We start from the raw sequence: 17962 nt of genomic DNA, 5'->3' as shown, positions 1-17962 counted from the left end.
GGCGCATCACGCTGGCATTTTCAGCGGGCTTGGCGAGACCAGCACGCCATTGTTGTCGGCGTACACGTACTCGCCGGGGCGGAAGGTCACGCCGGCGAAGGTCACTGGCACGTTGAGGTCGCCGATGCCGCGCTTGTCGGTCTTCATCGGGTGGCTGGCCAGGGCCTGCACGCCGACGTCGGTCTGGATCAGCACGTCGACGTCACGCACGCAACCGTAGATCACCAGGCCTTCCCAGCCGTTCTTGGCAGCCTTCTCGGCGAGCATGTCGCCGAGCAGTGCACGGCGCAGCGAGCCACCACCATCGACGACCAGGACCTTGCCCTTGCCATCGAGCTCGACCTGCTCCTTGACCAGCGAGTTGTCTTCGAAGCACTTGATGGTGACGATCTGGCCGCCGAACGAATCGCGGCCGCCAAAATTGCTGAACATCGGTTCCAGCACCTGCACCAGGTCAGGGTAGGCGTCACACAGGTCGGGCGTTACGTAATGCTGCATGGGAAGCTCCTGTCAGTCACAACGAAAGCGGGTATCGTCCAAGGCTACACCGTAGAGCCCATTGCAGTCATCCGGGACCAGGCAGTCAGTTGTGTTTTGCCTGTTTCGGCCCTTTCGCGGGCACGCCCGCTCCCACAGGGACCTCACAGCATTCAGGCCCTGTGTGATCCCTGTGGGAGCGGGCGTGCCCGCGAAAAGACCAATACAGGCGACGCAAATTCAACTGGCGGGCACAGGCTCCGCCATCACCGTGGACGCATGCACCGGCACCAGCGGATCCCGCAGCCAACGCTCCACCAGCGGCCACACCTGCACCTGCGCGGCCTTGCTCACCAGCATGTCGACATGCCCGAAAGCCTCGAACCCTTCCTCGGGGCCCAGCCGCAGAAACTGCTTTTGCTCACCGCCCAACTGCTCGAACAACTTGCGACAGGCCCACACCGGGTCCTGAAAATCCCCCGCGCCAGCCACGGCCAACAGCGGTACATCCACCTCGGTCAGCCCCGCCCACCAGTCGTTCTGCTTGTCGCCAAAACGTCCGAACAGGCCATGCCAGCGCATGTTCTCCAGCGCCAGGCCGATCGGCTCGTCCTCCGGCCCACGCTTGAAGCGCGGCCCGGAAATCTGCCCCCAGCGCTTGAGCAGCAGCTTCGCCCCCCACGTCAGTGGCGGTACCTTCAACGGCCAGTACACGCGGCTGATCTGGGTACCGAACAGCGCCACGCTAGCCACCTGCTCGGCAGCCAGAAAGCCACCGCCCAGCGCTGCCACCAAGGTCGTACCCCCCAAGGAGTGGCCGACCCAGTGCGGCGCCTGCCCCGACTGCTCGCGCACGAAAGCCGCAATCAGCGGCAGGTCATCGCGGGCATAGGCAGCAACGCTGTTGTGCTTCCAGTCATGGTTGCGCGGCGACAGGCCATGGCCGCGCATTTCCGGGATCCACACATCGAAGCCGGCGCGGGCGAGATAGGCCCCCAGGCCAACCCCTTTGGGCGAATACCAGAAGCGGCGGTTGGAGAAGCTGCCGTGCAGGAGAACGACCGGCACGCCCTGGGCCTGGTCCTGATCGGCCAGCCCCAGACGGGTGACAGCCAGCTCGACGCTGGGGTCAGGGCTGTTGCCGGCCTTGATCCGGTACACGTCTTCGCTGAGGTCGCCGCGGCGTTCGGCACTGAGCAGGGCCACGGGGAATAGAGTGCTGCTGCTTTGCATAAGGTTGCTTGGTGCACAAAAAAGGGCGGGATCCATTGCTGGAGCTCGCCCTGGAAAAAACCAGGCGGGGGTACGCCAGACGCACCCCCGCGTTTTACTGCATCAGACCGCGCCTTGGCCTTCAGCCAGGTAGAACCAGGTTTCAAGTACCGAGTCCGGGTTCAGCGACACGCTGTCGATGCCCTGCTCCATCAGCCACTTGGCCAGGTCCGGGTGGTCCGACGGGCCCTGGCCGCAGATGCCGATGTACTTGCCAGCCTTGTTGCACGCGGCAATGGCGTTGGCCAGCAGCTTCTTCACCGCTGGGTTACGCTCGTCGAACAGGTGGGCGATGATGCCCGAGTCACGGTCCAGGCCCAGGGTCAGCTGGGTCAGGTCGTTGGAGCCGATCGAGAAGCCGTCGAAGTATTCCAGGAACTCTTCGGCGAGGATGGCGTTGGACGGCAGCTCGCACATCATGATCACGCGCAGGCCGTTGTCGCCGCGGGCCAGGCCGTTTTCGGCGAGCAGGTCGACGACCTGGCTGGCTTCGCCCAGGGTACGCACGAACGGCACCATGATCTCGACGTTGGTCAGGCCCATCTCGTTGCGCACGCGCTTCAGGGCACGGCACTCGAGCTCGAAGCAGTCACGGAACGATTCGCTGATGTAACGCGAAGCGCCACGGAAGCCCAGCATCGGGTTTTCTTCTTCCGGCTCGTACAGCTTGCCGCCGATCAGGTTGGCGTACTCGTTGGACTTGAAGTCCGACAGGCGCACGATGACCTTTTTCGGGTAGAAGGCCGCTGCCAGGGTGCTGATGCCCTCGACCAGCTTCTCGACATAGAAGCCAACCGGGTCGTTGTAGCCGGCGATGCGCTTGTCGACACTGTCTTTCAGGTCGGCTGGCAGGCCGGCGTAGTTCAACAGTGCCTTGGGGTGTACACCGATCATGCGGTTGATGATGAACTCCAGGCGCGCCAGGCCGACACCGGCGTTGGGCAACTGGGCGAAATCGAAGGCGCGGTCCGGGTTGCCGACGTTCATCATGATCTTGAACGGCAGGTCGGGCATGGCGTCGACCGAGTTCTGCTTGATGTCGAAGCCCAGCTCACCCTCGAAGATGAAGCCGGTGTCGCCTTCGGCACAGGACACGGTCACACCCTGGCCGTCTTTCAGCACCTGGGTGGCGTTGCCGCAGCCGACCACGGCCGGAATGCCCAGCTCACGGGCGATGATCGCCGCGTGGCAGGTACGCCCGCCACGGTTGGTGACGATGGCGCTGGCGCGCTTCATCACCGGTTCCCAGTCCGGGTCGGTCATGTCGGAGACCAGTACGTCGCCCGGCTGGACCTTGTCCATTTCCGATACGTCGTTGATCACGCGGACCTTGCCGGCGCCGATACGCTGGCCAATGGCACGGCCTTCGACCAGTACGGTGCCCTTCTCTTTCAGCAGATAGCGTTCCATGACGTTGGCGCTGGAGCGGCTCTTCACCGTCTCAGGGCGCGCCTGGACGATGTACAGCTTGCCGTCATCACCGTCCTTGGCCCATTCGATGTCCATCGGGCGCTGGTAGTGCTGCTCGATGATCATGGCCTGCTTGGCCAGCTCGCTGACCTCGGCATCGGTCAGGCAGAAGCGCGCGCGCTCGGCGCGGTCCACTTCGACGGTCTTGACCGAACGGCCGGCCTTGGCTTCTTCGCCGTAGACCATCTTGATCGCCTTACTGCCCAGGTTGCGGCGCAGGATGGCCGGGCGGCCGGCCTGCAGGGTGTTCTTGTGCACGTAGAATTCGTCAGGGTTGACCGCACCCTGCACCACGGTTTCGCCCAGGCCGTAGGCGCCGGTGATGAACACCACGTCGCGGAAGCCCGACTCGGTGTCGAGGGTGAACATGACGCCGGCAGTGCCGGTTTCGGAACGGACCATGCGCTGCACGCCGGCGGACAGGGCCACCAGCTTGTGGTCGAAGCCCTGGTGCACGCGGTAGGCGATGGCACGGTCGTTGAACAGCGAGGCAAACACTTCCTTGGCCGCGCGGATCACGTTGTCGACGCCGCGGATGTTGAGGAAGGTTTCCTGCTGGCCGGCGAACGAGGCGTCCGGCAGGTCTTCGGCGGTGGCCGAGGAACGCACGGCAACCGCCATGTTGTCGTTGCCGGCAGCCATTTCGGCGAAGGCCGTACGGATTTCCGAATCCAGACGTGCCGGGAAGTCGGCTTCCATGACCCACTGGCGAATCTGCGCGCCGGTCTTGGTCAGGGCGTTGATATCATCCACGTCGAGTGCGTCGAGTGCGGCATGGATACGGTCGTTGAGACCACTCTGTTCGAGAAAATCGCGGTACGCCTGCGCCGTAGTGGCAAAGCCGCCCGGCACCGATACACCAGCACCTGCGAGGTTGCTGATCATCTCGCCCAGGGATGCGTTCTTGCCCCCCACATGCTCCACATCATGGACGCCGAGCTTTTCGAGGGAAACTACGTACTCTACCAAGGTGATCTCTCCACTGACTGTATTGGAAAAGCTCAAGGGCGCCCGCCTGCCTTCGTTGACTTGGCCGGACGCTTGTGGCCTGTACCTGGAAAATAAGTGAGAATGCCGACAGCCGCATTCGGCAAACCGAACTTATCATATCCAAGAAACGTCATCAGCTTAAGGCCCAGATCGCAAATGAAACGAACCGCGTTCTTCATCTCCGACGGCACCGGCATCACCGCCGAAACCCTGGGCCAGAGTCTGCTCGCTCAATTCGAGAGCATTCCATTCAGTAAATTCACCCGCCCCTACATCGATTCGCCGGAAAAGGCGCGGACCATGGTCCAGCAAATCAACGCTGCGGCCGAGCGTGATGGCGTACGCCCGATCATCTTCGACACCATCGTCAATCAGGACATCCGTGAGATCCTGGCTACTTCGAATGGCTTCATGATCGACATCTTTTCTTCGTTTTTGTCCCCGCTTGAACAGGAATTGACCGCCCATTCGTCATATTCCGTCGGCAAGTCGCACTCGATTGGCGGCAACTCCAACTACATGGAACGCATCGAGGCGGTGAATTTTGCCCTGGACAACGACGATGGCGCGCGCACGCACTACTACGACAAGGCCGACCTGATCCTGGTCGGTGTATCGCGCTGCGGCAAGACCCCCACCTGCCTGTACATGGCCATGCAATTCGGCATCCGCGCCGCCAACTACCCGCTGACCGAGGACGACATGGAGCGCCTGCAGCTGCCGGCGGTGCTGAAAAAGCACCACAACAAGCTGTTCGGCCTGACCATCGACCCCGACCGCCTCACCGCCATCCGCCACGAGCGCAAGCCCAACAGCCGCTACTCCAGCTTTGCCCAGTGCGAGTTCGAAGTGCGCGAGGTGGAAAGCCTGTTCCGCCGGGAGAACATTCCCAACATCAATTCCACGCATTTTTCGGTGGAAGAGATTTCGGCGAAGATTCTGGTCGAGAAAGGGGTGGAGCGCAGGTTCAAGTAAGCCTGTACCGGCCTCTTCGCGGGCACGCCCGCCCCCACAGGGACCTCACTACACTCAAGCCTTGTGATATCCCTGTGGGAGCGGGCGTGCCCGCGAAAGGGCCGGCACAGGAATAAAAAAAGCCCCGGCATCACTGCCGGGGCTTTCTTTTAGGACGGCACCACCGCCGCCTGCCCGCTCATGGCCAGGTCGACCAGCTCGCGGTTGGCCACCGCGTACATCGCATAGTCGGTGCCGGTGGCATTGCGCAAGTCATCCAGCATGGCGCGCCAGCGCTCCACCATCACCCGGTGCTGCTCGGCCCACAGCGCCACGCGGGCGTCCATGTCTTCCGGTGCATCGGCCATCTGCAGTACCGAGATGGTAATCGCCCGCTGCTGCAGGTCGATGTCGTCGCGGAACGCTTCGCGGGCCAGCGCCTGCCAGTTGTTTTCCACTGGCAGGTTGCTGATTTCCTGCAGGTACCAGGTCAGGTCCAGCGCGCTGCCCACGGCGAAGAACGCCTTGGCCACCTGCGCCGGGTCATGGCCGGTAACATCCGAAGCCTCGATGATCGGCAACAGGGTGTACAGGTGGGTAGTGCCAGCCACCATGCGCGCCAGCAACTCCGGCACACCGGCCTCGACGAAGCCCTGGTAGCGCACCATCCAGCGCTCGCGGGTCGGGCCTTCGAGCAACTCGTCGAGCTTGAGCCCCAGTTGCGCGATCTTCGGTCCGAAGTGCGCGGTGTCGCGCCCGGCGTCCTGCTCGTTGCGGCGGCTGCGCAGGAACCAGCGGGTGGCACGACGACCCAGGCGCATCAGCTCGTCCATCAGGGTCAGCTGGATTTCCGCCGGTACCTGGTAGTCCAGTGCCTCGATCTGGCGGAACCAGTGCGGCAGGTGGAAGATGTCGCGCACGATCACATAGGCCCCGGCCACGTTGGCCGGGCTCATGCCGGTCGACTCCTTCAGGCGCTGGACGAAGGTGATGCCCATGTTGTTGACCAGGTCGTTGGCGATCTGGGTGCTGACGATTTCGCGCTTCAGGCGGTGGCGGCGCATGGACTCGGCGAACTTGCTGACCAGCGACGGCGGGAAGGCGGTTTCCATGTCGCGGGTCAGGTAGTCGTCGTCCGGCACCAGCGACTTGAGCAGCTGTTCCTTGAGGTCGATCTTGCTGTACGAGATCAGCACCGACAGCTCGGCGCGGGTCAGGCCCTGGCCGGCGGCCAGGCGTTCGGCCAGCTGCTCTTCGGATGGCAGGAACTCGATGGCGCGGTCCAGCTTGCCACGGGCTTCCAGGTCGGCCATCAGGCGCTTGTACTCGGCAATCCGCTCGCGGGCGCGGCGGGCAGCCAGCGACAGTGCCTGGGTCTGCTTGTAGTTGTTGCCCAGCACCAGGCCGGCCACTTCGTCGGTCATGCTGCCCAGCAGCTGGTTGCGCTGCTTCTCGGTCATGTCGCCACCCTGCACCACTTCGTTGAGCAGGATCTTGATGTTGACCTCGTGGTCGGAGCAGTCCACGCCACCGGCGTTGTCGATGAAGTCGGTGTTGGTGGCGCCGCCGTGCAGGCCGAACTCGACCCGGCCGAGCTGGGTCATGCCCAGGTTGCCGCCCTCGCCCACCACCTTGCAGCGCAGCTCATTGCCATTTACCCGCAGCGCGTCGTTGGCCTTGTCGCCAACATCGGCGTGGCTCTCGGTGCTGGCCTTGACGTAGGTACCGATGCCACCGTTCCACAGCAGGTCTACCGGTGCCTTGAGCAGCGCGTTGAGCAGCTCGGTCGGGGTCAGGCGATCGGCATCAATGGCGAAGCGCTCTTTCATCTGCGGGCTGATGGCGATGCTCTTGGCACTGCGCGGGAAGATACCGCCGCCTTCAGACATGATGCTGGTGTCGTAGTCGCTCCAGGCCGAACGCGGCAGGTCGAACAGGCGCTTGCGCTCGGCAAAGCTGGAGGCAGGCTCCGGGTTCGGGTCGATGAAGATGTGCAGGTGGTTGAACGCGGCCACCAGTTGCAGCTTGTCGGACATCAGCAGGCCGTTGCCGAACACGTCGCCGGCCATGTCGCCGACGCCAATGACGGTGATCGGGTCTTCCTGCACGTTGATGCCGCGCTCGCGGAAGTGGCGCTGCACGCCCACCCAGGCGCCGCGCGCGGTAATGCCCATCTTCTTGTGGTCGTAACCGGCCGAGCCACCCGAGGCGAAGGCGTCGCCCAGCCAGAAGCCGTAGTCGATGGCGATGCCGTTGGCGATGTCGGAGAACGTCGCGGTGCCTTTGTCAGCCGCCACCACCAGGTACGGGTCGTCATCGTCATGCCGCACCACGTTGGCCGGCGGCACCACGCCACCGTCCTTGAGGTTGTCGGTGATATCCAGCAGGCCGGAAATGAAGATGCGATAGCACGCCACGCCTTCGGCGGCGATCTCGTCACGGCTGCCGCCCAGCGGCAGGCGGCGCGGCAGGAAGCCGCCCTTGGCGCCGACCGGCACGATTACCGAGTTCTTCACCTGCTGGGCTTTTACCAGGCCCAGCACCTCGGTACGGAAGTCTTCCTCACGGTCGGACCAGCGCAGGCCACCACGGGCGACGTTGCCAAAGCGCAGGTGCACGCCCTCGACCCGTGGCGAGTAGACGAAGATCTCGAACTTGGGCACTGGTTTAGGCAGTTCGGGGATCAGCTTGGGGTTGAACTTGAAGCTGAAGTACGACTTGTTATGGCCGTTGGCGTCCGGCTGGTAGAAGTTGGTGCGCAGGGTGGCCTTGATCAGGTCCAGGTAGCGGCGCAGGATGCGGTCTTCGTTCAGCACCTGCACGTCATCCAGCGCGGTCAGGATGGCCTGTTCCAGACGCAGTTGCTTGTCATCCAGGTCGTCCTGGGTGAGCTTGCGCGCCAGGTAGAAGCGGGTCTTGAACAACCGGGTCAGCTCGCGGGCGATGTCAGTGTGGTTGTTCAGGGTGCTGGCGATGTAGCCCAGGTCGAAGCCCAGGCGGATCTGCTTCAGGTACCGGGCGTAGGCACGCAGCAGCGCCACGTCGCGCCATGGCAGGCCGGCGGTCAGCACCAGGCGGTTGAAGGCGTCGTTCTCGGCATCGCCACGGACGATGTGGATGAAGGCGTCCTGCAGGATGTCATTGAGCTGCTGGATATCCAGGCTCAGGCCTTCGCTGTAGGTGAAGGCGAAGTCGTGGATCCAGTAGCCGCGGCCACTGGCATGGCGCAGGCGGTACGGGAACTCGCCGAGCACGCGCAGGCCAAGGTTTTCCAGGATCGGCAGCACGTCGGACAGCGCCAGCGGCGTGTCGGCGTGGTACAGCTTGCAGTGCAGGATGCGCTCGCCGGCCTGGGTCAGCGGCTGGTAGAAGCTCATCGCCAGCGGTTTGCTTTCCGAGAGGTTCAGCACGTGTTGCAAGTCGACCACCGCCGAGTGCGCGGCGAAGCGCTCGCGGTAGCCGGCCGGGAAACCTTTGGGGAAGTCGGCGAGGATGTTGGTGCCCTGGGCTTCGCCGAAGTTCTCGATCACCAGCGCCGAGTAGTCGTCATTCCACGAGCGGCAGGCCTGGATCACTTCGCGTTCCAGTTGCTGCGGGTCGATGTCGATGCGGTTTTTCGGGTCTACCCGCAGAATCAGCTGCACACGGGCCAGCACCGATTCGGAGAAGAAGGTCCAGAACTCGCAGTCGCTGGCCTTCAGGCGCTCCATCAGTACCTGCTGGATCTTCTGCCGCACTTCGGTGGAGTAGATTTCCCGCGGGACATAGGCCAGGCAGTAGCAGAAGCGGCCGTACGGGTCCTTGCGCAGGAACACGCGGATCTTGTTGCGCTCCTGGATCTGCACGATCGACATGACAGTGCTGAACAGCTCGTCGACCGGGGTCTGGAACAGATCGTCGCGCGGCAGCACTTCCAATACCTGGGCCAGTTCCTTGCCCAGGTGGGCCTTGGGATCGAAGCCCGAGCGGCGCTCGACTTCGGTGACCTTCTCACGGATATAAGGGATGGCATGCACGCTTTCGCCGTACACCGACGAGGTGTACAGGCCCATGAAGCGGTGCTCCTTGATCACCTTGCCGTCGGCATCCAGCTGGCGGATCGACACATAGTCCGGGTAGGCCGGGCGGTGTACGCGGCTTGGCAGCGCGGCCTTGGCGAACGACAGCAGCAGCGGCTCGTTGAGGTAGGCCACGGCGTAGTCTTCGATGCGCAGCTCGTCGCTGGTCAGGCCCACGCGCAGGCGCCGCGGCAGGCCGAGGAACGACTGCTCGTCGTAGACCATCTGGCCGCCTTGGGCGTCGCCCTTGACGGTGAATTCTTCATAGCCCAGGAAGGTGAAGTGGTTGTCCAGCAGCCACTCGAGGAACGCCTTGACCTCGCCCTTCTCGTGTTGCGCCGGGCCAAAGGCGGTCTGTTCCACTTCCGCCAGCACTTCACGCAGCTTGGCCTTCATCGGATCGAAGTCGGCAACCACCACCCGCACCTCGGCCAGCACCTGCTCGATCTCGCGGGCCAGCACCGTCAGCTCGGCGGCGTTGGCGCAACGGTCGATCTCCAGGTACATCAGCGACTCATGGCGTACGCCTTCGCCCTGGGTGCCCTTGGGCAGCAGTTCCAGCAGCTCGCCCTTGGCGCCGCGGCGTACGCTGAGCACGGTGGTCTGCAGGGTGTGGATGCTATAGCCGCGGCGGTTGAGCTCGGTACGCACCGAGTCGACCAGGAACGGCAGGTCGTGATGCAGCACTTCGACCACGGTGTGGGTCGATTGCCAGCCATTGCGTTCGTAATCGGGGTTGTACACCCGCACTTGCGGGTATTCGGGGTCGAAACGCTCGATGATGCGCCAGGCTGACAGGGTGCAGCCGGCCAGGTCGGAAAGCCTGCGTTGGGTGAGTTCGTCCAGAGAGATGATGCCGAAGAACTGCTCGGCGAACAGCGCGACTTGTGGCAGGGACTGTTCGCTGATGTGCTGCGCCAGGGCCGCTTGCAGTTGGTGCTGGAAGTCGGCTTTGCTGGCTGCGGTGAAGAACGCCATCTGTGGTACTCCGCTTGGGCTTTGTAATAGTTGAAGCGTCGCTGCGTGCGCCGTGTACGGATCAACGATAGCCAACCCGTGGCAAGGCGGACGGTAAAACCAGGCGTTGAACGTGCACAGGCACGCCCAGGGCTCGCCGAAGCTTAACGACTGATCGGTCATCAAGGCTTGCAGCGCTGCGACAATTTCGGTCAAGGGGCGGTAACTTTACGTTTATGCCTGCCGGCAAGACTGTCAGAATTCCCTTCCGTTTCCTTTGATCCGAGCCTTGTCCATGCAAATCAATACTGCCCTGCTGTTCGCCACCCCTTGCGATGACGAGGAAGACAACATGGCGACCCTGTGCTGCCACAGCGACAAGGGTCAGATGTTCCTGCTGACCCGCTACCCGGACGAAGATACCGTCGACCTGACCCTGGATGACGAGCCGTCGACGCTGGACGGGCTGAAAGTGACCCTGAGCGCCAAGCGCCTGCTGATTGAAGTCGCGGCCGGCGACCGCGATGCACTGAAGGGCGATGAGGTGCTGGAAATCAACCTGACCAGCGAGTTGAGTGACATGGATGAAGTGAAGGAAACCCTGGAGAACATCCTGGCCGGGACTGGTACCTTCGTCTGCGAGCTGTGACGAACTGAATACCGGCGCTGCCCCTGTGGGAGCGGGCATGCCCGCGAACACCGGCACAGCCGGTGCCATCCATCGCGTCGCCTGTTTCGCGGGCTTGCCCGCTCCCACAGTGACCGCGCCAGCTTTCAGGTTTTGTGCAAGGCAGTTCCCTCACAACGATCATGCCAGCGCTTGCTGCATCTCCCGGGCTTGCACCCGCAACGCCTGGCAAAACGGCTCCACCGCCGCCGACGCCGGCCGGTGGTCCGGCCTGATCAACATCACCTGGTATGGCACCGACACCCGCAACCTGCGGATCGGCAACCCGCCCTGCGCCGCCTCCAGCCCACTCAACGGGTTGATGATCGCCACCCCCAGGCCTTGCCGGACCATGGCGCATACCGAGGCAGCACTGGTGGTCTCGATGACCGTGCGGCGGTTCACCCCCGCTGCACGAAAGTGCTGGTCCAGGCGCTGCCGGTAGGTGTCCAGGCTGGCCAGGTTGATGAAGTCGACCTCGTGAAAATCGCTCAACTCCAGTTCGGCCCTGGCCTGCAACGGGTGCCCGTCGGGCAGCACACACACCATGTTGGCGCTGAACAGCAATTCGCCGTAGGCGCCACGCGGTATCTGCTCGACCTCGGTCAGGCCCAGGTCATGCTGCTGGGCCACCAGTGATTCCTCCAGCAAAGGCGACTCCTGCGCCAGGATACTCACGCTCACGCCCCGGTGCTGCTGGTGAAAGCGCTGGCAAGCCTTGGGTAGCAAGGTCTGGGAAAACAGCGGCAGGCAGGTGATGGCCAGCCGACCCTGTTCGAAATTGCGGATGGCCTGGGCAAAGCGGTCAATGCGCTCCAGCCCTACGTAGGCCCGCTCAACCTCCTCGATCAACAGCAACGCCTGGGCGGTCGCCACCAGGCGCCCACCCTCGCGCTCGAACAGGTTCAGCCCGGTTACCTGCTCCAGCCGCGCCAGTTCGCGGCTGACAGTGGGCTGCGAGGTGAACAGCAGGCGCGCCGCACCAGTGACACTGCCAGCGGCCATGATGGCGCGGAACACTTCAATATGGCGGACGGACAGTTTCACGGCAATACCTGGGAAGTCGGCAATGGTCATATCAGATATGAATGGCCGACAGAAAAATAGCTATTTTTCTGAATTCATGCTTTGGCTCATCCTCGTGGCCTTCCTTATATGAGTAGCACCACCATGACTGCACCCTTCACTCTTCTGGCCGAAGCTGTCCGCCAGCACGGCTCACCGCTGTGGGCCTACGACGCCAGCACCATCGCCGAACGGGTCGAACAGCTGAAGGTGTTCGACACCGTGCGCTTCGCCCAGAAGGCCAACCCCAACCTGCATGTGCTGCGCCTGATGCGCGCCCACGGCCTGGTGCTGGATGCAGTGTCGCTGGGCGAAATGGAACGGGCTTTTGCCGCGGGTGCAAGCGTTGATGGCGACCCTGCCGGCGTGGTGCTGACCTGCGATGCGCTGGACCGGCCGACGCTGGAGCGGGTGGTGGCCTCGAAGATCGAAGTCAATGCCGGCTCCATCGACATGCTGCGCCAATTGGGTGAACGCTCTCCCGGCCACCGCGTGTGGATCCGCATCAACCCCGGCTTCGGCCACGGCCATAGCCGCAAAACCAACACCGGTGGCGAGAACAGCAAGCACGGCATCTGGCACGAAGAGCTGGGCGAAGCGCTGGCCTGCGTGAAAACCCATGGCCTGCATCTGGTGGGCGTGCACATGCACATCGGCTCCGGGGTGGATTACCAACACCTGGAGCAAGTGGCCCGCTCGATGATCGAGCTGATCGGCCGCCTGGGCGTGGACATCGAAGCGTTCTCCATTGGCGGCGGGCTTTCCACCCCGTACCGCAGCAGCGACAAGCCGGTCGATCTGCAACGCTACGCCCAGACCTGGGCCGTGGCACGCAAGGAAATCGAAGCGATGCTGGGCCACCCCGTGCGCATGGAGATCGAGCCAGGGCGCTTCCTGGTGGCGGAATCGGGCTACCTGGTGGCCGAGGTGCGCGCCGTGAAGCAGGTGGGCCGCAATACCTTCGTCATGATCGACGCTGGCTTCAACGACCTGATGCGCCCGGCAATGTACGGGGCCTACCACCGCATGACCCTGCTCGACGCCAACGGCCAGCCGGTGGAGCGCCCACGGCAGCCGACCGTGGTGGCCGGGCCGCTGTGCGAGTCGGGCGATGTATTTACCCAGGATGACCAGGAGCTGACCCCGCATGACCTGCCCCAGGCGCAGGTAGGTGACCTGCTGGTGATCCACGACGCCGGGGCCTATGGCGCATCGATGTCGTCGAACTACAATAGCCGACCGTTGCTGCCGGAGTTCCTGATCGAGGAAGGTGCGCTGCGGATGATCCGCCGGCGGCAGACGGTGCAGGACCTGCTGAGCCTGGAGGCCGGCTTCTAAACACCGTTTTCGCAAGCTGTGGGAGCGGGCGTGCCCGCGAAGAATCCAACGCGGAACATGGCACGGGCTTCGCCCGTGTTCGCGGGTAAACCCGCTCCCACAAGTACGGCAGTGCCCTCAAGCCCGGCGCCATACCTATGGGAGCGGGTCTACCCGCGAAAGGGCCAGCCCGGGCAACACATCAACTGATGCGCTACCCACCGTCCATTGCCCCACCCCATACAATCCGGTTACCCTTTTTTCTTAATCCCGCCCTCCCCGGCCATACACCGCCCAGGCATGACTCCATGATCATTCGCCAAAGCATCGCTGCAGACCACCCGCAGCTGCTCGACATCTGGCTGCGCGCCGTGCGCGCCACCCATCACTTTCTGCAAGCGTCCGACATCGAGGCGCTGCTGCCGCAATTGCGCGACGTCTACCTCCCGGCTGTCGAACTCTGGGTTGCGGTAGACACCGATGACCGCCCGCTGGGCTTCATCGGCTTCAATGAAAACCACGTGGAGATGCTCTTCGTCGACCCCGAACGCCACGGCCAGGGCATAGGCCGCGCGCTGCTGGATTTCGGCCGCCAGTCGCGCAGCACGATGAGCGTCGATGTCAACGAGCAAAACCCGCAGGCAGTGGGGTTCTATCGGCACTACGGTTTCATCCAGACCGGCCGCTCAGCGCTGGACGGCGAAGGCCGGCCGTTCCCGTTGTTGCATATGAGCTTGCCCGCCCAGGCCTGATTTCCGGTGCCGCTTTGCGCCCCTGGCGCTGTTACAAATTCGCGAGACAGACCAACGGCATGAACCCGACACGCTATACCACCGTGGCAAAGGACTTGATGGAGGGCATCGCCAGCGGCCGCTACCCGGTGGGCAGCCTGCTGCCGACCGAGTTCGAGCTGTGCGACCTGTACGATGTCAGCCGACACACGGTGCGCGCGGCGATCAACCAGTTGCTCAACCAAGGGCTGGTATCGCGGCGCAAGCGCGTGGGCACCCGGGTCGAGGCCAGCAGCCCGCGCGGTGGCTACTCGCAGTCACTGGCCAGCGTGGCGGACCTGGCGCACCTGGCGAAAACCCAGCAACGGGAAATCCAGGACGTGCGCCACTTCGTCGCCGACTTGAGCGAGGCGGCGCGGCTGGGGCTGGTACCGGGCGAGCATTACTTCTGCGTGTCGAGCGTCCGCGTCGACCGTGTCCACAACGCGGCGCCGCTGTGCTGGACCGATGTGTACGCGCAGCGCGACTATGCCGGGGTCATAGATTTGGCCCGCGAGCACCCCGACCAGCTGATTGCAGGGCTGATCGAGCAGCACTATGGCCGGGCGATCGCAGTGGTCGACCAGCAGGTGCGGGCAGTGTTGCTGACCGCGGAAATAGCCCGGGTGCTAAAGGCCGAGGCAGGCTCGCCGGGGCTGAAGATCATTCGCCATTACCGTGAGGAAAACGGCGACCTGATGGCGGTTTCCGAGACGGTGCACCCGGATGACCGCTTTACCCTGGTTACCCAGATACGCCGCGATCGGTCGCTGTCCTGATTGGCCCATCGCCGGCAAGCCAGCTCCCAAAGCGTTCGCGCATGGCTGAGGTCAATGCGGTCGCGGTGGGAGCGCCGGGCGTGCTCTGGGGGAAAGCGGTTGCGGAGAAGATCGGGCAGGCCTATAAGAGCTCAACTTAACTTGAGGTCAATAGGCATGACAGCGGACAATACACGGATGCTAACGGTAGGTGAAGTGGCCAAACGCAGCGGCGTGGCGGTGTCTGCGCTGCACTTCTACGAGACCAAGGGGCTGATCGCCAGCGTCCGCACGGCGGGTAACCAGCGCCGTTATCCTTCGCTGGTGTTGCGTACGCTGGCCATTATCAAGGTGGCGCAACGCACGGGTATTCCGCTTGAGGAGATCAGGCAGGCCTTCAGCCGCTACGCGCCCAACAGCAAACTCACGGCAGCGCAATGGGGCGAGATGTCGACCGCCTGGCGCGAAGACCTGAACGCCCGTATTCGCACCCTGGAAGCGTTGCGCGACAGCCTGGACAACTGCATTGGTTGCGGCTGCCTGTCGCTGGAGGAATGCCCGCTGCGCAACCCCGAGGATGTGCTGGGCAAGGAAGGTACCGGGGCGCGGATTCTGGAAAAGAAGGCCCGATAAGGCTGCGCTGGCGCGAAGAGGACTGAATTTGCAAGCGGTCCGCGTACCCTGTGGGAGCGGCTTTAGCCGCGAAGAATCCAACGCGTTGCATGGCACCGGCTGCGCCGGTGTTCGCGGCTAAAGCCGCTCCCACAGGGGCCCTGCCAATTCATATGAGCCTTGTGCAGTTCCATGAGATCGCGCCCTCATGGTTCAGTCGCTTTTGCCCAGCACATACCGGTCAAAATGCTCGATATGCTCGTCCAGGTTGTCCTCGAGCATCATCCGGTACTGCTCGCAGAAATACTTCAACAGCTCCTCCCGCGCGGCAGCCAGTTCGGCACTGGTCTTGAAACTGCGGGCGCTCATCCAGGCGTTGAAGCGCGACGCGCCGAAGGTCAGCGAGGCACTGACCTTGCCCAGGTCTTCGATTTTCTCGATCTGCTGGTTGGCCAGTTCGATATGCGCATCCGCGCGGTCATAAAAAGCCTGATCGGTAGCTTGTGTCATTGCGGTTTACCTTGTTGCAGCATTCAAATTGAGCACATTGCGCGGTCCCAGCGGGAGCGGATTTAACCGCAAAAAATTGTACCCCTTACTCGTGAACCTGTATTCAGCCGCACAGTCTTAGCCGAGCCCTCAACTGGCCTTGCCGCCGACATCCACCAGAGCCATTCGCCCCATGCGCCAAGCAGTCCGCCGCTCCCCCTTTGTCTCGCTCTGCCTCATGCCGTTGTTCCCCCTGTTCGTCAGCCCCGCCCATGCCAGCGGGGAACGGCAGCTGGTGGCAGCCATCAACGACTATCGCGCCCAGCCACAGCGCTGCGAGCGGCGCATGATTCGAGGCTCGACGCCGCTGGCCTTGAAGCCGAAACTGGCGTTGCCGGTCGGCTACGGCGGTGGTTTGCGGGAAGGGTTGAAGGCTGCCGGTTATCAGGCGGTGAAGGTGCGGGCCATCCGCCTGGTCGGCGCGCAAGATGCCGAAGAAGCCTTCGACATGCTCCGCAGCGACTACTGCGCCGCCCTGCTCGATAGCCAATATGCCGATATCGGCGTCAGTCGCTCACGCAACGAGTGGCGGGTGCTGCTGGCGCGGCCCTTGCTCGATGCTCAGCTCGGTGATGGGCGATCCGCAGGCAAAGCGTTACTGGCACAGGTCAACGCAGCACGGGCGAAGCCGCGCCTGTGTGGTCGCCAGCGCTTCGCCGCTGCACGTCCGCTGACCTGGAGCACCGCCTTGGGAACGGCAGCGCAGCGACACAGTCGGGCGATGGCCAACGACAATTTCTTCGCGCACCGCGACCTCGACGGTGACTTGCCCGCAGACCGGGCATGGGATGCCGGCTACCGTGGGCGGCAGGTCGGCGAGAACATTGCCGCAGGCCAAGGCTCGCCGAGCAAGGCGATGGCAGGCTGGCTGGCCAGCCCCGGGCATTGCGCCAATCTGATGAACCCGATGTTTACCCAAGTGGGTGCAGCCTTTGCCGAGAACTCGCGTAGCGATAACGGTGTGTACTGGACGATGCTGTTCGGCGCCCCCTGAAAGGGCACGCGCCAGCCCTCTAAGCAGGGCTGGCCTGCCGATCTTTGCCTGCACCACCTCTGACAACCCCCGCCGTACCTGCCCCACCGCGCAGTCCAGATGACTGGCGCGGGTGATGACACATTGCTTGCATATGACACTTTGTGTCATTATTATCCAAAATGTGTCCTGATGGCTCTCCTCGCCGATCAGCAATCCATCGCCACTCCCCATGCAGGTACCGCCCATGACGACCACCATGCAGACCCCCAAGGACCAACTGGTCAAACACGCCCAGCTGCAAATGCTGACGGCACTGGCCGACAACACCTACACCCCACGACAGAAACTCGCCCTCACCTGCCGCATCCTGTTCGACGGCGGCCACGACTCTGGCCTGGCCGGGCAGATCACCGCACGCGCACAGGAACCCGGCACCTACTACACGCAACAACTTGGCCTGGGCTTCGACGAAATCGCCGCCTCCAACCTGCTGGTGGTCGACGAAGACCTCACCGTGCTGCAAGGCCGCGGCATGGCCAACCCGGCCAACCGCTTCCACAGCTGGCTGTACCGGGCACGCCCCGACGTCAACTGCATCATCCACACCCACCCGCTGCACAGCGCCGCCCTGTCGATGCTGGAAGTGCCACTGGCCATCTCGCACATGGACCTGTGCCCGCTGTTCGACGACTGCGCGTTCCTCAAGGAATGGCCCGGCGTGCCGGTAGGCAACGAAGAAGGTGAAATCATTTCCAGGGCGATCGGTGACAAGCGCGCGATCTTGCTTTCCCACCACGGCCTGCTGATCGCCGGCCGCTCGATCGAGGAAGCCTGCGTACTCGCCCTGCTGTTCGAGCGCGCAGCAAAGATGCAGCTGCTGGCCATGGGCGCCGGTGACATCCGCCCCATCCCGGATGCCCTGGGCAAGGAAGCCCACGACTGGATCTCCACCCCCAAACGTCATGGCGCCGCCTTCAGCTATTACGCGCGCCGTGCCTTGCGTGCCCATGGCGACTGCCTGGGCTGATTGAAGCTGTACTCTTTCCCCAACAACGGCAGAGGTGCCTGGT

The 17962-nt window shown here is 63.5% G+C and carries 14 protein-coding genes; 8 read left to right on the top strand and 6 right to left on the bottom strand.

All coding sequences use genetic code 11. The features are described 5' to 3' along the window. Positions 1–6 precede the first annotated feature (6 nt). The 3 genes from rraA to ppsA all read right to left on the bottom strand — a co-directional run bounded on the left by rraA (position 7) and on the right by ppsA (position 4188). Complete coding sequence (gene rraA, locus A4C63_RS17850; RefSeq protein ID WP_063913853.1) at positions 7–498, bottom strand: ribonuclease E activity regulator RraA; 492 nt, start codon at positions 496–498, stop codon at positions 7–9. 219 nt (positions 499–717) lie between these two features. After that, complete coding sequence (locus tag A4C63_RS17845) at positions 718–1710, bottom strand: alpha/beta fold hydrolase (protein WP_256202953.1); 993 nt, start codon at positions 1708–1710, stop codon at positions 718–720. Between the two features lie 102 nt (positions 1711–1812). Then, positions 1813–4188 (bottom strand): phosphoenolpyruvate synthase, encoded by a 2376-nt coding sequence (gene ppsA, locus A4C63_RS17840; protein WP_063913851.1) that lies wholly within the window; start codon positions 4186–4188, stop codon positions 1813–1815. 177 nt (positions 4189–4365) lie between these two features. Between ppsA and A4C63_RS17835 the strand changes: the two genes are divergently transcribed. Further along, on the top strand, positions 4366–5184 hold the full coding sequence (locus A4C63_RS17835) for a pyruvate, water dikinase regulatory protein (RefSeq protein ID WP_063913850.1): 819 nt from the start codon (positions 4366–4368) through the stop codon (positions 5182–5184). A gap of 149 nt (positions 5185–5333) precedes the next feature. Here A4C63_RS17835 and A4C63_RS17830 read toward each other — a convergent pair whose 3' ends face one another. After that, the gene (locus tag A4C63_RS17830; RefSeq protein WP_063913849.1) at positions 5334–10199 is read right to left on the bottom strand and encodes an NAD-glutamate dehydrogenase; all 4866 of its coding nucleotides are present in this window, start codon (positions 10197–10199) and stop codon (positions 5334–5336) included. Between the two features lie 274 nt (positions 10200–10473). Here A4C63_RS17830 and A4C63_RS17825 point away from each other — a divergent pair, with 274 nt between their 5' ends. Beyond that, the gene (locus A4C63_RS17825; protein ID WP_013971664.1) at positions 10474–10827 is read left to right on the top strand and encodes a hypothetical protein; all 354 of its coding nucleotides are present in this window, start codon (positions 10474–10476) and stop codon (positions 10825–10827) included. A gap of 159 nt (positions 10828–10986) precedes the next feature. On the opposite strand, the gene A4C63_RS17820 is transcribed toward A4C63_RS17825, so the two are convergent. Next, entirely contained in the window at positions 10987–11892 is a 906-nt protein-coding gene (locus A4C63_RS17820) for a LysR family transcriptional regulator (protein WP_015269490.1), read from the bottom strand. Between the two features lie 123 nt (positions 11893–12015). Here A4C63_RS17820 and lysA point away from each other — a divergent pair, with 123 nt between their 5' ends. The 4 genes from lysA to soxR all read left to right on the top strand — a co-directional run bounded on the left by lysA (position 12016) and on the right by soxR (position 15388). After that, a complete protein-coding gene (lysA, locus tag A4C63_RS17815) occupies positions 12016–13248 on the top strand; it encodes a diaminopimelate decarboxylase (RefSeq protein WP_063913848.1) in 1233 nt (410 codons plus the stop codon). A gap of 287 nt (positions 13249–13535) precedes the next feature. Then, positions 13536–13979: an acetyltransferase gene (locus A4C63_RS17810; RefSeq protein WP_063913847.1), complete on the top strand. Its 444-nt coding sequence runs from the start codon at positions 13536–13538 to the stop codon at positions 13977–13979. A gap of 59 nt (positions 13980–14038) precedes the next feature. Next, positions 14039–14776: a GntR family transcriptional regulator gene (locus A4C63_RS17805; protein ID WP_063913846.1), complete on the top strand. Its 738-nt coding sequence runs from the start codon at positions 14039–14041 to the stop codon at positions 14774–14776. A 156-nt stretch (positions 14777–14932) separates the two neighbouring features. Then, a complete protein-coding gene (gene soxR / locus A4C63_RS17800; protein ID WP_063913845.1) occupies positions 14933–15388 on the top strand; it encodes a redox-sensitive transcriptional activator SoxR in 456 nt (151 codons plus the stop codon). 192 nt (positions 15389–15580) lie between these two features. Here soxR and A4C63_RS17795 read toward each other — a convergent pair whose 3' ends face one another. Then, positions 15581–15877: a DUF3144 domain-containing protein gene (locus A4C63_RS17795; RefSeq protein ID WP_063913844.1), complete on the bottom strand. Its 297-nt coding sequence runs from the start codon at positions 15875–15877 to the stop codon at positions 15581–15583. 172 nt (positions 15878–16049) lie between these two features. Here A4C63_RS17795 and A4C63_RS17790 point away from each other — a divergent pair, with 172 nt between their 5' ends. Together A4C63_RS17790 and A4C63_RS17785 are read left to right on the top strand one after the other, a co-directional pair. Continuing rightward, positions 16050–16910 carry a CAP domain-containing protein gene (locus A4C63_RS17790; RefSeq protein ID WP_063913843.1) on the top strand — a complete coding sequence of 287 codons (861 nt, stop codon included), beginning with the start codon at positions 16050–16052 and terminating at the stop codon, positions 16908–16910. Positions 16911–17136: 226 nt separating this feature from the next. Then, on the top strand, positions 17137–17919 hold the full coding sequence (locus A4C63_RS17785; protein ID WP_063913842.1) for an aldolase: 783 nt from the start codon (positions 17137–17139) through the stop codon (positions 17917–17919). Positions 17920–17962 lie beyond the last annotated feature (43 nt).

Source organism: Pseudomonas sp. p21, from assembly GCF_001642705.1.
Classification (GTDB): Bacteria; Pseudomonadota; Gammaproteobacteria; order Pseudomonadales; family Pseudomonadaceae; genus Aquipseudomonas.
Note: the sequence above shows the minus strand (reverse complement) of the source record. Positions and strands in the feature narration are given on the sequence as shown.

Coding starts and splice junctions, on each gene's coding strand:
- soxR (WP_063913845.1), top strand. CDS start 14,933: ATGACAGCGGACAATACACGGATGCTAACGGTAGGTGAAGTGGCCAAA.
- A4C63_RS17790 (WP_063913843.1), top strand. CDS start 16,050: ATGCGCCAAGCAGTCCGCCGCTCCCCCTTTGTCTCGCTCTGCCTCATG.
- lysA (WP_063913848.1), top strand. CDS start 12,016: ATGACTGCACCCTTCACTCTTCTGGCCGAAGCTGTCCGCCAGCACGGC.
- A4C63_RS17835 (WP_063913850.1), top strand. CDS start 4,366: ATGAAACGAACCGCGTTCTTCATCTCCGACGGCACCGGCATCACCGCC.
- A4C63_RS17810 (WP_063913847.1), top strand. CDS start 13,536: ATGATCATTCGCCAAAGCATCGCTGCAGACCACCCGCAGCTGCTCGAC.
- A4C63_RS17825 (WP_013971664.1), top strand. CDS start 10,474: ATGCAAATCAATACTGCCCTGCTGTTCGCCACCCCTTGCGATGACGAG.
- A4C63_RS17830 (WP_063913849.1), bottom strand. CDS start 10,199: ATGGCGTTCTTCACCGCAGCCAGCAAAGCCGACTTCCAGCACCAACTG.
- A4C63_RS17805 (WP_063913846.1), top strand. CDS start 14,039: ATGAACCCGACACGCTATACCACCGTGGCAAAGGACTTGATGGAGGGC.
- A4C63_RS17845 (WP_256202953.1), bottom strand. CDS start 1,710: ATGCAAAGCAGCAGCACTCTATTCCCCGTGGCCCTGCTCAGTGCCGAA.
- A4C63_RS17785 (WP_063913842.1), top strand. CDS start 17,137: ATGACGACCACCATGCAGACCCCCAAGGACCAACTGGTCAAACACGCC.
- rraA (WP_063913853.1), bottom strand. CDS start 498: ATGCAGCATTACGTAACGCCCGACCTGTGTGACGCCTACCCTGACCTG.
- A4C63_RS17795 (WP_063913844.1), bottom strand. CDS start 15,877: ATGACACAAGCTACCGATCAGGCTTTTTATGACCGCGCGGATGCGCAT.